Source organism: Paraburkholderia sp. JHI2823 (assembly GCF_038900695.1).
Lineage (GTDB): Bacteria > Pseudomonadota > Gammaproteobacteria > Burkholderiales > Burkholderiaceae > Paraburkholderia > Paraburkholderia mimosarum.
On sequence record NZ_JAYMRY010000006.1, the window covers coordinates 212,141 to 226,192 of the forward strand.

Sequence of the window (14,052 nt, forward strand, 5' to 3'; positions counted from 1 at the left end):
GCTGCCTGAGACCACACGGATTTGCTCGAAAATGCCGCCCGAGGATGAAAAAATGAGCGGCGTTTGTACTGCCTGAATGGTATCCATCGCCCATTGGACCGGCATCACGCCGTTTCGGTGGGGCGGTCCTTGGCGGCATCGGCGTAATACTTTTCCCCGTCGCAGTACAACCCTCGCGGGTCATACAGCGCGCACGGCCACGAAGTGAAGTGCGCCACGGAATCGTGGACATACTCTGCCAGAAGACTATCCACGGGAGCCGGGACAGGCGCGCGGTTGTCCCATGCGCCGAGAATCAGGTCCTCGTATGCCGTTCGCTGGCGGGGCTGCGGCGGCGGCCAGTCGCGATCACCCGCAAGGCGCTCGATCGGGTTGCGCAGAAATGCAACCCGGTTCGCCAGCCGGCGCTGTTCCGCAATCAACTGCTTTGCCTGTTCAAGCGGGCGAGGCGGAATGTCATAGGTCCAGGCAGTCGGGGCGCAAGCGGGATGGCTGGCATCGGAGGCGGCCGGCACGCTCGCGCAGACAGAGGCACTGACTTTTCCATGCAGGCGCCCAAGCACGCGGGCGTCGCTGGGCTGGCGGTCGATCCCGCCGCGCCACTGAAAATTCAGGCGGCGGTGGGCTTGCATGAGTAATTCAACGTCGTCGCCATCGGCGGCAGGAAGTACCGACATGTAGCCCTGGTACAGGTTCGCCACCGGGTCGTTGTCGGCCAGGATGTAATCCTCGCGCAATTTCGGATCGAGATTCTCTGGCAGCTTCAGCAGAACCCCCGCGCGTATCGCGTCCGCCAGCATATGACGCAAGGGAATACGCGACAGCAGGTTGCTGCGCCCCTGTTCGTGCGGCCCGTATCCGCCGCCCACGTCCGAATGTACGCCCGGATACACCACTTCCTCGCAGTTCGCCGGATAGGCCCGTCCCACCCGGACCGAATCAAGCGGGAAAGCCCCACGGACCTCATGCGCCGACACGTAATGTACGCATCGCTCGACCTCGGGCGGAATCGCCAGTTCACTGGCCCAGTCGAGGTGCAGAGTCGGCCCGCCAACCGACGCCACGGTATCGAACAAGCCCATGAACTTGATCCTTACAGGCGTACATTCGCCGTTGCGCGCTCGCCAGATCAGTCCGTTTTCCGTCCGCTCGCATTTCTTTTCTATCAACTGGCGCACGAAAGCCCTAGCTTCCGTCGCGCCGCGCGAGAAGCCGAAGACGGCGACACTGATGAACTGCATGCATTTCCAGGCGGCGGAACTCCATTCAATTTCGAGGATTCGCGAGAATTCGGCCAGCGCATACTGGATGCGCATGTCGCCGCCCTTGCCAAGGCCCAGCCCCAGAGCGCCGCCCCGGTCGTCGGAAAGCTTGTCGGTATAACCGACAAGCTTGGGGACCATGAACGGGGTGCCGACACCCGGAATGTAAATCGAGGAAGCCCCTTTACCGACACGATCATCGAAAGCCGCCCGATAGAGCTTGGCAACGTTTGACAGTCGCCCTAACGGGGCGTCGATGTCGAGGTTGTTGCCTGTACCGTCGAAAAAAAACGAGAGTTTTGGATAGAGGCGGCACTTGGTATCGCGAAGCGAAATTGGTCCCGCCTTGTTGGCGGGCGACGATAACTCCCGCATGTTTTTCATGTCACCAAACATTGCAGTGCTCTGAAGCCCGTCGTCCGTGATGGGCGCGCCAGCCTGGCGTACAGTCATGATGTAGCGGTTCCCTTGTTGTCATTTGTCGGCGCAACCGGAAGCCGAAGGCGAAAACGCCAGTTCGACGGTACTTAGATCGCGGAAAATTACGCAGGCGTAGGCGTCAGCCTTGTACGGGTCGGGGTCGTTATGTGGCCCCTTGGATGGGAAATGAAGGACAACGGTGTGGGATTCATCCGGCTTCGTCATTGCCTTTGTCTTGGGGTCTTCCTCCCAGCCCCACGTCCACCTGACCGTAACGGGCTCGCCCCAGTCCTTGATGCCTGGATAGCAACAGGTAATCTTGCCCCCGCCCCCATGACTGCTTACATCCCCTGCCCAATACTTGTCGACGAAGATATTGACGGCGTAACGATCCGTGTGATTGATCGGCACCATTGACAGCGCCGCGCCCTCGCCATCAAAGGGATCGTCGGGCAAGGCATGGCCGCAGGCCGAGAGCGCGATCATTGCGCCAGCGGCGAGTGCAGCAGTACGACAGGACATCGCCATTGAGTGTTGGTATGGCGTTTTGCCGGAGAAATACTGCTGACACCTGGATATCGCGCGATGCGCGACTTGCAGGTCCACCATAGGCTGGCCTCTTTGCTGGGTTATCGGAGCCGCGGCCAGATGCACCAAGACTGCAAAGGCAAGGCTGGCCACACAATACGGAGCTATTTCAGCCCTTCACCGCTTATAACCTGCAATACGGGGCGCCTAAATATGGAAAAGTCTGAAAATGGTTCAATAGCTGTCAAGCCGCAATGTTGAATGCTGTTCAATTGAACACGAGCTTGGATCGGCCAGGTTTGAGAGGGCTTCTGGTCGTCTCCCTCGGATACAGCGCTATTCGGTGGACTCTGTACTCTTCCCTTTTAAGGCCGCGCGATCGCCTGGCAGGTTGCGGAACTACTCCCCCGACGGAAGCGGCCGCCCCGATTAACGCACCAGCCATCGCTCAATCTTTCGCATTGTGCAATTTCAAAGCTAATCAGTTTTTAGGCGGAGTGGAGGCGAACTCCTGCCTCATTGCCGTCTCGTCCCGCCACAGCTGGCGGATTTGTGCCCGGGATCGCATGCGCACGTCGTCGAAGTTTTCGCGGAGCGATTGTTTGAGCGCAGAGAAGGTGCGGGTCAACCCCGGCAGTTCGGCATACAGGCCTGTCAAGTCATCGCCGAAATGTTGGACATCACGGCCAGAACGCGCCCGCTGGTGGCCCCGAGAAGAGCGCGGGTTTCTGCTCGATTGATGGGCTGATTGGCGGCCCAGAAAAACAAAAACCCCTGCAGCTGTTGAGCATGCAGGGGTTTTCTGAATCTGGCGGAGAGGGTGGGATTCGAACCCACGGTACGGGGAAACCGTACGCCTGATTTCGAGTCAGGTACATTCGACCACTCTGCCACCTCTCCGGTGTACTGCTGTTTTACCGCTTCTCCGGCCTTGGTCGGCGACCAGAGAAGCGAGGATTATAGAACATTTTTTGCCTTTGGCAAGCCCTCTTTTGAAAAATTTCCGAGGGGCAAGCCAATCACAAACGGCGCCGCGCAGCGCGTGTCAGGCGACCGCTTCCAGACGCGCCACGCCGCCCATGTACTGGCGCAGCACCTCGGGCACCGTGACCGAGCCATCCGCTTCCTGGTAGTTCTCCAGCACGGCAACGAGCGTACGGCCGACAGCGAGGCCCGAGCCGTTGAGCGTATGCACGAGCTCAGGCTTGCCCTGCGCATTGCGGTAGCGCGCCTGCATCCGCCGAGCCTGGAACGCTTCCGTGTTCGAGCAGCTCGAGATTTCGCGATAGGTGTTCTGCGCGGGTAGCCACACTTCGAGGTCGTAGGTCTTCGCGGCCGAGAAGCCCATATCGCCCGTGCACAGCGTGATGACGCGGTACGGCAGGCAGAGCTTCTGGAGAATGGTTTCCGCGTGCACGACCATCTGTTCGAGCGCGTCATACGACGTTTCGGGCGCAACGATCTGCACCATCTCGACCTTGTCGAACTGGTGCTGACGGATCATGCCGCGCGTGTCGCGGCCGTACGAACCCGCCTCCGAGCGGAAGCACGGCGAATGCGCCGTGAGCTTGATCGGCAGCGCGCTGCCTTCCACGATGCTCTCGCGCACGGTATTCGTGAGCGAGATTTCCGAAGTCGAGATGAGGTACTGCGTGACCGTGTTTTCGCCGCCGCCCTTCTCCACGCGGAACATGTCCTCGGCGAACTTGGGCAGCTGGCCCGTGCCGTAAAGGATTTCCGGATTGACGATGTAGGGCGTGTACGTTTCGGTGTAGCCGTGCTGCAGCGTATGCGTGTCGATCATGAACTGCGCGAGCGCGCGGTGCAGGCGTGCGATCTGGCCGCGCAGCATCGTGAAACGCGCCCCCGAGAGCTTCGCGCCCGTTTCGAAGTCGAGGCCGAGCGGCGTGCCCACATCCACGTGATCCTTCACCACGAAGTCGAACGCGCGCGGCGTGCCCCAGCGGCGCACTTCCACGTTGTCGGCCTCGTCCTTGCCCACGGGCACGCTCTCGTGCGGCAGGTTCGGCACGCCGAGCAACAGGTCCGAGAGCTTCGACTGGATCTCTTCGAGCTTCGCGGCCGAAGCCTTCATCTCGTCGCCGATGCCGCCTACTTCGGCCATGACCGCCGAAGTGTCCTCGCCGCGGCCTTTCATCGCGCCGATCTGCTTCGAGAGGCTGTTGCGGCGCGCCTGCAGTTCTTCGGTGCGGGTCTGGATGGCGCGGCGTTCCGCTTCGAGCGCGGAAAAGGCCGCGACGTCGAGGGTGTAGCCGCGGTCGGCGAGGCGCTTCGCGACGCCGTCGAGGTCTTTGCGCAGCAGCTGGATGTCGAGCATGGGATTGTGAGACGCAGTTTCGTTGTATGAAGGGACGATTTTAGCGCACCGGCCGGCGCATCCCGGCGGGACGGGCATCACCGTTACCAGGGAATGGCGACTCAGCCCTTGCGCTTCCTCTCGCGGGTTTCGTCGCCGGGTTTGCCACCGGGTTTGCCACGATGGGCTTCGCGCCATTGCGCGTCGAGGTCGGCGAGGCGCGCGAGCTTTTCGCCGATCTTGCCTTCGAGCCCGCGCGGCGTGGGCTGGTACCAGTGCGGCTCGCGCATGCCGTCGGGCAGATAGGTCTCGCCGGCCGCGTAGGCTTCGGGTTCGTCGTGCGCGTAGCGGTATTCGTGGCCGTAGCCCAGCTCTTTCATGAGCCTCGTGGGCGCGTTGCGCAGGTGGATCGGCACCGCGCGCGACTGGTCCTTGCTCACGAAGCGCCGCGCCTCGTTGTAGGCGTTGTAGCCCGCGTTCGACTTCGGGGCGACGGCGAGATAGATCACGGCCTGCGCCAGCGCGAGTTCCCCTTCGGGGGAGCCAAGGCGCTCGTAGGTCTCGGCGGCGTCGAGCGTGATACGCCCGGCGCGCGGATCGGCGAGGCCGATGTCCTCCCACGCCATGCGCACGATACGGCGCGCGAGATAACGCGGATCGGCACCGCCGTCGAGCATGCGGCAGAACCAGTAGAGCGCGCCGTCCGGGTTGCTGCCGCGCACCGACTTGTGCAGCGCGCTGATCTGGTCGTAGAAGGCGTCGCCGCCCTTGTCGAAGCGGCGCAGGTTCTCGGCGAGCGCGCTGCCGAGCAGTTCGCCGTCGATCTCGGTCTTCTTCTGCTGCGCGGCCGCGCGTGCGACGATTTCGAGGTTGTTCAGAAGCTTGCGGCCGTCGCCGTCGGCGGAGCCGATCAGCGCCTTTTTCGCTTCGTCCGTGAACGTGAGGCCGCCCAGCTCCTCGCTCGCGCGGGCGAGCAATTCGCCCTGCTCTTCCTCGTCGAGGCTCTTGAGCACGTAGACGGCCGCGCGAGAGAGCAACGCGCTGTTCACCTCGAACGACGGATTCTCCGTCGTCGCGCCGATGAACACGAAGAGTCCCGACTCTACGTGCGGCAGGAAGGCGTCCTGCTGGCTCTTGTTGAAGCGGTGGACTTCGTCGACGAACACGAGCGTCTGGTGCCCGTGCGCGCGATGCAGTTGCGCCTGCTCCACCGCCTCGCGGATGTCCTTCACGCCCGAGAGCACCGCGGAAAGTGCGATGAATTCGGCGTGGAACGCATCGGCCATGAGGCGCGCGAGCGTGGTCTTGCCGACGCCCGGCGGCCCCCAGAGAATCATCGAATGCGCTTCGCCGGACTCGAAAGCGACGCGCAGCGGCTTGTTGGGCCCGAGCAGATGCTTTTGGCCAATGACCTCGTCGATGGAGCGCGGGCGCAGCCGCTCGGCGAGCGGGACGTTGGCACGGGTTTCTTCAAACATGACGTTTTCGCGATAATGACGGCTTGCCGGCGGGCGGCGCGCGTGGCGCCGGATTCGGGGACGGAGCTCCCCGCCGCCCCGGATGCAGTCGTGCATTATGACAGCGGGAGCCGCAGCGCGAGACGCGGGCTCCCGCGCTCGGGCTGACGGAACCGGACAAAACAGACAAAACCGGCAAAACACACGATATAGAGGAAAGCGTTCCCCATGACTCAAGATTCGCACGCCGGCGAGGCCGGCTCCACTTACGCACCGAACGTGCCCGTGCCCGACACGCGCCGCCAGTTCCGCACCGGCGACGCCTTCGCGTTGTGGTTTTCGCTCGGCATCGGCCTGCTGGTGGCGCAGGCGGGCGCGCTGCTCGTGCCCGGCCTCTCGCTGCCGCATGCGCTCACGGCCATCGTCATCGGCAGCGTGATCGGCGTCGTGCTGCTCGCGCTCGCGGGCGTGATCGGCACGGACACGGGCCTCGCCGCGATGTCGTCGCTGCGCCCGACGCTCGGCATCCGTGGCGTCTCGATTCCGGCCGTGATCAACATGGTGCAGCTCGTCGGCTGGGGCGCTTTCGAGATCATCGTGATGCGCGATTCCGCCGATGCGCTCGCGAAGCAAGCCTTCGGCCTTTCGATGCCGCTCATCTGGACCGTGATCTTCGGCACGCTGGCGACGCTGCTCGCCGTGAGCGGCCCGCTCTCGTTCGTGCGCCGCTTCCTGCGTACGTGGGGCATCTGGCTCCTGCTCGCGGGCGCGGGCTGGCTCACGTGGAGCCTGCTCGTGAGGCACGACCTCGGCGCGCTGATGCGCCGCCCCGGCACGGGCGACATGCCGTTTGGCAGCGCCATTGACCTCGTGGTGGCGATGCCGCTTTCGTGGCTGCCGCTCATCGCCGACTACACGCGCTTCGGGCGCAAGGCGGGCGAGACCTTCCGCGGCACGCTGGTGGGCTATGGCATCGCGAACCTCTGGTTCTACGCGCTGGGCGCGATCTATGGCCTCGCGGCGGGCGGCGGCGACGCGCTCCTCACCACGGCGCTCGCCCAGGCGGGTGGCGGCTTCGCGCTGCTGCTCGTGCTCATTGACGAAATCGACAACGCCTTCGCCGATATCCACTCGGCCGCGGTCTCGACCGGCACGTTCTGGACGCGCGCCAGCGTGCCCTGGCTCTCGGCGGCGTTCGGCGCGCTGTGCACCCTGATCGGCCTCGTCGTGCCGATGGCGAAATACGAGAACTTCCTGCTCTTGATCGGCTCGGTGTTCGCGCCGCTCTTTGGCGTGGTGCTCGCCGATCACTTCATCGTGCGCCGCCGCCGTATCGACGCCGAGGCGCTCGCCGATCTCAACGGTGCGTATGGCTATTCGGGCGGCTGGCACGTGGGTGCGTTCGTCGCGTGGGCGCTCGGCATCGGCGCGTATCACGCGCTCAACCAGTGGCTGCCGAATCTCGGTGCGACGCTGCCCGCGCTCGCCATCGGCGCGCTGTGCTATCTCGTGCTCGCTGGGCGCCGGCGCGCGGCTTACGCCTAACGCTTCGACGTTCGATCGAGCGATAAAAAAACGCCACGAGCGATCGTGGCGTTTTTATTGGCGGAGTGCCAGGCGTTATTCGCAGTGGCCGCAGCCGCCTCGGTGTCCGTGATGCGCATGCTGCGCCTGGTCATCGGCGCTCAGCTGCTGCGCGGCCTGAGCCGTGATGCCCAGACGCTGCAGCAGCTTGCGGTCGGCTTCCGCCTGCGGGTTGCCCGTGGTCAGCAGCTGGTCGCCATAGAAGATCGAGTTGGCGCCCGCCATGAAGCACAGCGCCTGGAGCGCGTCGTCCATCTGCTCGCGGCCCGCCGAGAGACGCACCATGGCCTTCGGCATCGTGATGCGCGCCACCGCGATCGTGCGCACGAACTCGAACGGATCGAGCGGATCGGTGCCTTCGAGCGGCGTGCCGCTCACCTGCACGAGATTGTTGATGGGCACCGACTCCGGGTACGGCTCCATGTTCGCGAGCTGGGCGATCAGGCCGGCGCGCTCGCGGCGCGACTCACCCATGCCGACGATGCCGCCGCAGCACACGTTGATGCCCGCATCGCGCACGCGTTCGAGCGTCTCGAGGCGGTCCTCGTAGGTGCGCGTCGAGATGATCTGGCCGTAGAACTCGGGCGAGGTGTCGAGGTTGTGGTTGTAGTAGTCGAGGCCTGCTTCGGCGAGCGCCTTCGCCTGATGATCTTCGAGCATGCCGAGCGTCACGCAGGTTTCGAGGCCCATGGCCTTCACGCCGCGGATCATGTCCTTGATCGGCTCGAGATGGCGGTCCTTCGGATTGCGCCATGCCGCGCCCATGCAAAAGCGCGTCGCGCCGTTCGCCTTCGCGTTGCGCGCGGCGGCCAGCACGGCGTCGACTTCCATCAGCTTGCTCGCGTCGAGGCCAGTATCGTGATGCGACGACTGGGGGCAATAGGCGCAGTCCTCCTCGCAGCCGCCGGTCTTGATCGAGAGGAGCGTCGAAAGCTGCACGGCGTTCGCGTCGAAATGCTCGCGATGCACCTGCTGCGCGCGGAAGATCAGATCGTTGAACGGCAGCTCGTAGAGCGCGGCGACGTCGGCGACGCGCCAGCGCGAAGCGGCATCGCTTTGCGCCTGAGCGGCGGCTGCGGCCTTCGTGACGGGAACGCTGACGGTTTGGGTTTGAGTCATGGTGTCGTGGTCCTTCGTGACGGTGACGGTATATGAGGAGACGCCAACTCAGCGCGGCGCGACGAGGTGCGCGAGCAGGGCGTCGATATTCAGGTGTTCTGCAGCCTGGTCGGCGCTCGCGCCGCGCATGTGCGGCACGACGCCGATGAGCGGCGCGCGGTACTGTGCGGCGAGCCGTTCGCGCAGGGCGGCGATGTTCTCTTCGGGAAACGCCATGGCCGGGTCGATGCGGTTCGCGACCCAGCCCGCGAGCGTCAGGCCGCGCGCGGCAATGGCTTCGGCGCTGAGCAGCGCATGGCTGATGCAGCCGAGACGCATCCCCACCACGAGCACGACCGGCAGGCCGAGCGCGACGGCCAGATCCGCGGTGTCCTCGGTCGCCGTGAGCGGCACGCGAAACCCGCCCACCCCTTCCACGACGACGGCATCGGCACGCTCGCACGCCGCCTTGTAGCACTCGATGATGCGCGCCATATCGAGCGTCACGCCTTCCAGGGCGGCGGCAATGTGCGGCGCGGCGGGCTCCTTGAGCAGGAACGGCGTGCGGATTTCAGGCGGCAGCAGCACGCTCGCGGCGGCGTCGAGCTGATCGGCGTCCTCGTTGTGCCAGACGCCGTCGCGCGCCGAGGCGCCCGCGGCGATCGGCTTGAGCGCCGTGGCACGCAGCCCCGCGCGCGCGAACCCGCGCAGTAGCGCGGCGCTCACGAAGGTCTTGCCGATCTCGGTATCGGTGCCGGTGACGAAAAGCGAAACCGTCATTGCGCGAACTCCTGCGCGTTTGTGCGCGCCTCGAGGCTCGCGCGCTGCAGCGACGCGTTCAGGCGGTCGAGGTCCGCATCGGAATGCGCGGCAGAGAGGGAAATACGCAGCCGCGAGGTGCCCTCGGGCACGGTGGGCGGGCGGATGGCCGGCACCCACAGGCCGTCGCGTTCCAGTGCGGCCTGGAGCGCCAGCGTAGCCTCGTTCCCGCCGATGACGAGCGGCTGCACGGCGGTGTGCGAATCGACGGGCTGCCAGCAGGTTTGCGCAAGCAGCGAACGCGTGCGAGCGATCAGATGCTTGAGATGCGCGCGCCGGGCATCGCCCTCCTCACCCTCGATCAGACGCAGGCTCGCGGACACCGCATGCGCGACCGCCGGCGACGAAGCCGTCGTGAAGATGTACGGACGCGCTCGCTGCACGAGCCATTCGATCACGGTGCCGTGCGCGCAGACGAACGCGCCCGCCACGCCCGCCGCCTTGCCGAGCGTGCCGACCATCACGAGATGCTCAGAGCGCAGCGCGGCATCCGCCAGCGCGCCGCGCCCTTGCGGACCGAGCACGCCCAAGCCGTGCGCATCGTCGACCACGAGCCACGCGCCGTGCATTTGCGCGAGTTCGACGAGACGCGCGAGCGGTGCGACATCGCCGTCCATGCTGAACACGGTGTCGCTCACGATCACCTTTGCGCTCGCGTCGGAGGCTTCGAGCATCGCGGCGAGCGCCGTCATGTCGGCATGCGGATAGACCTGGATTTCGGCGCGCGATAGCCGCGCGCCGTCGATCAGCGACGCGTGGTTGAGCGCATCGGAGAAAATCGTCGTGCCGCGGCCCGCAAGCGCCGTGAGCACGGCGAGATTCGCCATGTAGCCGGTGCTGAAGTACAGCGCGCGCGGCGCATCGACGAAACCGCCTGCGAACGCCGCGAGATCGTCTTCGAGTTGCGCATGCGCGCGCGAATGGCCGCCCAGCAGATGCGAGCCGCCGCTGCCCGCGCCGTAGCGCTGCGCGCCTTCGGCCACTGCCGCGATCAGCTTGGGATGCGCGGCAAGGCCGAGGTAGTCGTTGCTCGCAAAGCCAACGGTTGCGCGGCCATCCACCTGCATATGCGCGCTGCAAGGCGTGTCGGCAGTGCGGCGGCGGCGGCGCAAGCCGCGCGCGTCGATGTCGCGCAAGCCCTGTTCGAGGGTATCGAGCAGCGTGTGTTGATGCGCCATGTCAGAGGTCCTCCGCGACGGTGGCGTCGAAGGTCTCGCGCGTGCGGGCTGCGAGCAACGCCTGCATTTCGTTGTCCAGAACATAGGGCGGCATGACATAGACCGTCGTGCCGATCGGGCGCAGCAGCAGTTCGCGCTGCAACGCGTGCTCGAAGAAGCGGCGCGAGAACGTGGCCGCGCGCTGCGGGTCGGCAAGCGCCACGTCGAACGCGAGTATCGTGCCGCTCTGGCGCAGGTTGCGCACGAGCGGATGCGCGGCGAACGGCTCGAACAGCGCGCGCAGTTGCGCCGATTTGCGCGCGTTCGAAGCGAGCACGTCGTCACGCTCGAAGAGGTCGAGCGTGGCGAGCGCCGCGCGGCACGCGAGCGGATTGCCCGTGTACGAATGCGAATGCAGGAAGCCGCGCGTGGTGTCGTCGTCGTAGAAAGATTCGTAGATGGCGTCGCGCGACAGCACGATCGAAAGCGGCAGATAGCCGCCGCTGATACCCTTTGAAAGCGTGAGGAGGTCGGGCCACACGCCCGCCTGCTCGCACGCGAAAAACGTGCCGGTGCGCCCGCATCCCACGGCGATTTCATCGGCGATCAGGTGGACGCGGTGACGATCGCATAGGGCGCGCAACCCCTTGAGGTACGAGGGATCGTGCATGGCCATGCCCGCCGCGCACTGCACGAGCGGCTCCACGATCAGCGCGGCGATACGCCCTTCGCGTTCGACAAAAAGACGCTCGACATCGGCGAGCGCGCGGGCCGCCACGTCGGCTGCGGTTTCGCCGGGCAGCACCGCGCGCGCGTCGGGCGAAGCGACCACATGCGCGTGATGCAGCAATGGATCGTAAGCATCCCTGAATAGCTTGACATCGGTCACGCCGAGCGCGCCGATGGTCTCGCCGTGATAGCTGTTGGCCAGGCAGACGAACTCGCGTTTCTCGCTCTCACCACGGTTGCGCCACGAATGAAAGCTCATCTTGAGCGCGATTTCGACTGCCGACGCGCCATCGGAAGCGAAGAACGCATGGCCGAGCACGCCGCCGGTCAGCGCCGAAAGACGCTCGGCCAACTCAACGGCCGGCTCGTGCGTGCAGCCCGCAAGCATCACGTGCTCGAGCGTATCGAGTTGCGCCTTGAGCGCGGCATTGATCGAAGGATTGGCGTGGCCGAAGAGGTTCACCCACCACGAACTGATCGCGTCCAGATAGCGTCGGCCTTCGCGGTCATAAAGCCACGGACCGGCGCCCCGAGCGACGGCCACGAGCGGCAGGCGCTCGTGATGCTTCATCTGGGTGCAGGGGTGCCACACGGCGCGCAGGCTGCGTGCGACCCAGTCGGTCGCGGCGCGATCTTCGCGGGTAAAGGGCGATTGCGAATTCAAGTACGGCTCCTGATACGACAGCGGGACCGAGATTAACGTTTTCGCCGCTGCAATGCACTACCCCGAAAAACGCCCTCCAGGCTGCGCCGGCGCGGCGTTTGGCGCGGTTGGGCACAGCTGGAAACGGATCGGAAATGAAGACCTGAAATGCGCGGAGATGTCGACGGCAAAGTGAACCCGCCTTACGCAAAAAATCTGCGCGCCGGTGCGTAATTGCAGAACATGTAGCGGCTGGCGCGGCATTTTTGGCGCCGCGCTGCTAATCGAAAAGGGGTGGGAGGGGGACGCGAAGGCCCGGCGCCAGAGGCGCGTTTGCGGAATCTCGCGCGCAGCGCAAAAAGCAAAACGGCCCACTATGGGGCCGTACGCCGCTGCGGGGCGAGAACAAACGGAAACAGCTTGAATGCGGCAGCGCGCGCCGGAGGGAGAGGCTTAGCGGCTCGCCAGCGCGTGGCCGCTACCGCCGGTGTTGTCGTTGTCCGCGGTGGCGTGTGCGTCGTCGCCGCTCTCGCCGTTCTGCGCGGTTTGCGTTCCGCCGTTGTTCCAGACCACCGAGTTGTTCACGGCGTAGAGGCGGCAGGGATCGGAGCTGTGCTTTTCGCAGTTCGCGATGGCCACGGCCATCGGGTTGTCGCCGCCTTCGGCCCACGACCACGCGCCGGAGTCGGACACCGCGAATGCGCGGCTCGGATACTGCTTGAGGAAGTTGCGATAGCCGTCGCGGCCTGCCTGATCGACGAAGGGCACCGCACCCACTGAATCGATCGCCGCGTAGCCCGTGCCGTGCGGCGCCACCGGCGTGGCCACGCGGTACTGCACCGCAGTCGGGAGACCACGGTTCGCGAGGAACGCCTCGACCGTGGGCCACCAGATCTTCACGCCGTCGCGATCGCCCACGAGGCGATGCGCGTCGTTCTTGTATGCGCCGAAGTCAACGAGCTTCGCCATCGCGGCCGGGCGATCCGCATCCGTTTGCGCATCGCGGTACGCGGCGAACATCTTCGTGACGAGATCGGGCGACCACACGGAATCGTTGTCGCCGTAGAGCCAGAGCGAGGCCACGCGCGCCTTGCCGCCGTAGTCGCCGAACGCCTGGGTGAGGTTGTTCTGCCAGCCCGTGCAGGCATCCTGGCGCAGGCCACCCGAGAAGTTGATGAGCGCGCGCACGCCCTTCGCCGCTTCGGTGCCGTAGGCCATGGTGGCGAGGCCGCCATGCGAGGTGCCCGCGACGATGATCTGGCTCGCGTCGATATACGACTGTTTCGACATGTACGCGATGGTCGCGGCGACATCCGCCGCCTGGCTAAGACCATTGCTCGCGACGTCGCAGCCGTTCTGCTGGTACGAGCCGCCCGAATCCGAAAAGCCCTGGCGGTTCGGCGCGACGACGACATAGCCGCGGCGCACGAATTCGCGCGCGAACGAAAGCGGATCGCTGCGCGCCTGAAGGCGCGGGTCGCCGGGGATCTTGCCGTGATTGAAGATCACCATCGGGAACGGGCCTGGGCCGTTCGGACGGTAAATCGTGGTTTCGAGCGTGACGTCGCCGGCGGCGTCCACCGGCACGCGGATCACCTGCTCGTTCATGTCGGCGCGCACGACGGGCAGCCAGGAATCGTCGAGCGCAATGCGCGGGACGTTGGCGCTACCGAGCGGGCCGCCCGCGAGGTCCGATTGTGAAGCGCTGGAGGAATGCGTTGCCGTGGCGTGGGCGCCGACTTGCGGATTTGCGTTCGCACCTGCCGGTTCGGAGAGCGACGCTGCGTGCGCAACCGAAAGCACACACGCGGTGCCGGCTACAACCCATCCGGAAAGGAGCTTTCTGAACGCCATACGCAACACCCACCTGCAAAAGACCTGCCGAGAATCCGACTTACGTCCGGTCCGCACTCCAGCCCGCTTGCTGCCACTGCCCTCTCAGGGCACAACGAGACACCGTTGCGCCTGGCCGCGAAGCCAGGTGCGGGCGTGTGACCCGTAACGGGGGAGTACTTCGATCGGAACACCTGCGCGGCGC

The 14,052-nt window shown here is 65.4% G+C and carries 10 protein-coding genes and 1 tRNA gene; 1 reads left to right on the forward strand and 10 read right to left on the reverse strand.

Features of this window, described 5'->3' with window-relative positions; genetic code table 11:
• Positions 1 to 104 precede the first annotated feature (104 nt).
• The 5 genes from VSR34_RS09985 to VSR34_RS10005 form a co-directional block, all read right to left on the reverse strand.
• The gene (locus VSR34_RS09985) at positions 105 to 1,715 is read right to left on the reverse strand and encodes a DUF2235 domain-containing protein (RefSeq protein WP_028211636.1); all 1,611 of its coding nucleotides are present in this window, start codon (positions 1,713 to 1,715) and stop codon (positions 105 to 107) included.
• A 21-nt stretch (positions 1,716 to 1,736) separates the two neighbouring features.
• Positions 1,737 to 2,291, reverse strand: coding sequence for a DUF3304 domain-containing protein (locus VSR34_RS09990; protein WP_238327770.1), 555 nt, complete (start codon positions 2,289 to 2,291; stop codon positions 1,737 to 1,739).
• Positions 2,292 to 3,019: 728 nt separating this feature from the next.
• Positions 3,020 to 3,110 (reverse strand) — tRNA-Ser (locus tag VSR34_RS09995).
• Positions 3,111 to 3,255: 145 nt separating this feature from the next.
• Positions 3,256 to 4,548 (reverse strand): serine--tRNA ligase, encoded by a 1,293-nt coding sequence (gene serS, locus VSR34_RS10000; protein WP_342962409.1) that lies wholly within the window; start codon positions 4,546 to 4,548, stop codon positions 3,256 to 3,258.
• Positions 4,549 to 4,649: 101 nt separating this feature from the next.
• Positions 4,650 to 6,005 carry a replication-associated recombination protein A gene (locus VSR34_RS10005; RefSeq protein ID WP_342962410.1) on the reverse strand — a complete coding sequence of 452 codons (1,356 nt, stop codon included), beginning with the start codon at positions 6,003 to 6,005 and terminating at the stop codon, positions 4,650 to 4,652.
• Between the two features lie 207 nt (positions 6,006 to 6,212).
• Between VSR34_RS10005 and cytX the strand changes: the two genes are divergently transcribed.
• Entirely contained in the window at positions 6,213 to 7,529 is a 1,317-nt protein-coding gene (cytX, locus tag VSR34_RS10010) for a putative hydroxymethylpyrimidine transporter CytX (RefSeq protein WP_028211594.1), read from the forward strand.
• Positions 7,530 to 7,604: 75 nt separating this feature from the next.
• Here cytX and bioB read toward each other — a convergent pair whose 3' ends face one another.
• From bioB to VSR34_RS10035, 5 genes are all read right to left on the reverse strand, one after another.
• Positions 7,605 to 8,687 carry a biotin synthase BioB gene (gene bioB, locus VSR34_RS10015; protein WP_042289151.1) on the reverse strand — a complete coding sequence of 361 codons (1,083 nt, stop codon included), beginning with the start codon at positions 8,685 to 8,687 and terminating at the stop codon, positions 7,605 to 7,607.
• A 48-nt stretch (positions 8,688 to 8,735) separates the two neighbouring features.
• Positions 8,736 to 9,446 carry a dethiobiotin synthase gene (gene bioD / locus VSR34_RS10020; RefSeq protein ID WP_342962411.1) on the reverse strand — a complete coding sequence of 237 codons (711 nt, stop codon included), beginning with the start codon at positions 9,444 to 9,446 and terminating at the stop codon, positions 8,736 to 8,738.
• Positions 9,443 to 10,663 (reverse strand): 8-amino-7-oxononanoate synthase, encoded by a 1,221-nt coding sequence (bioF, locus tag VSR34_RS10025; protein ID WP_342962412.1) that lies wholly within the window; start codon positions 10,661 to 10,663, stop codon positions 9,443 to 9,445. The genes bioD and bioF overlap by 4 nt, the downstream gene beginning before the upstream one ends.
• Before the next feature lies 1 nt (position 10,664).
• Positions 10,665 to 12,035, reverse strand: a complete 1,371-nt coding sequence (gene bioA, locus VSR34_RS10030; RefSeq protein WP_028211591.1) for an adenosylmethionine--8-amino-7-oxononanoate transaminase — start codon at positions 12,033 to 12,035, stop codon at positions 10,665 to 10,667.
• A 432-nt stretch (positions 12,036 to 12,467) separates the two neighbouring features.
• Positions 12,468 to 13,868, reverse strand: coding sequence for a CocE/NonD family hydrolase (locus VSR34_RS10035; RefSeq protein WP_042289154.1), 1,401 nt, complete (start codon positions 13,866 to 13,868; stop codon positions 12,468 to 12,470).
• Positions 13,869 to 14,052 lie beyond the last annotated feature (184 nt).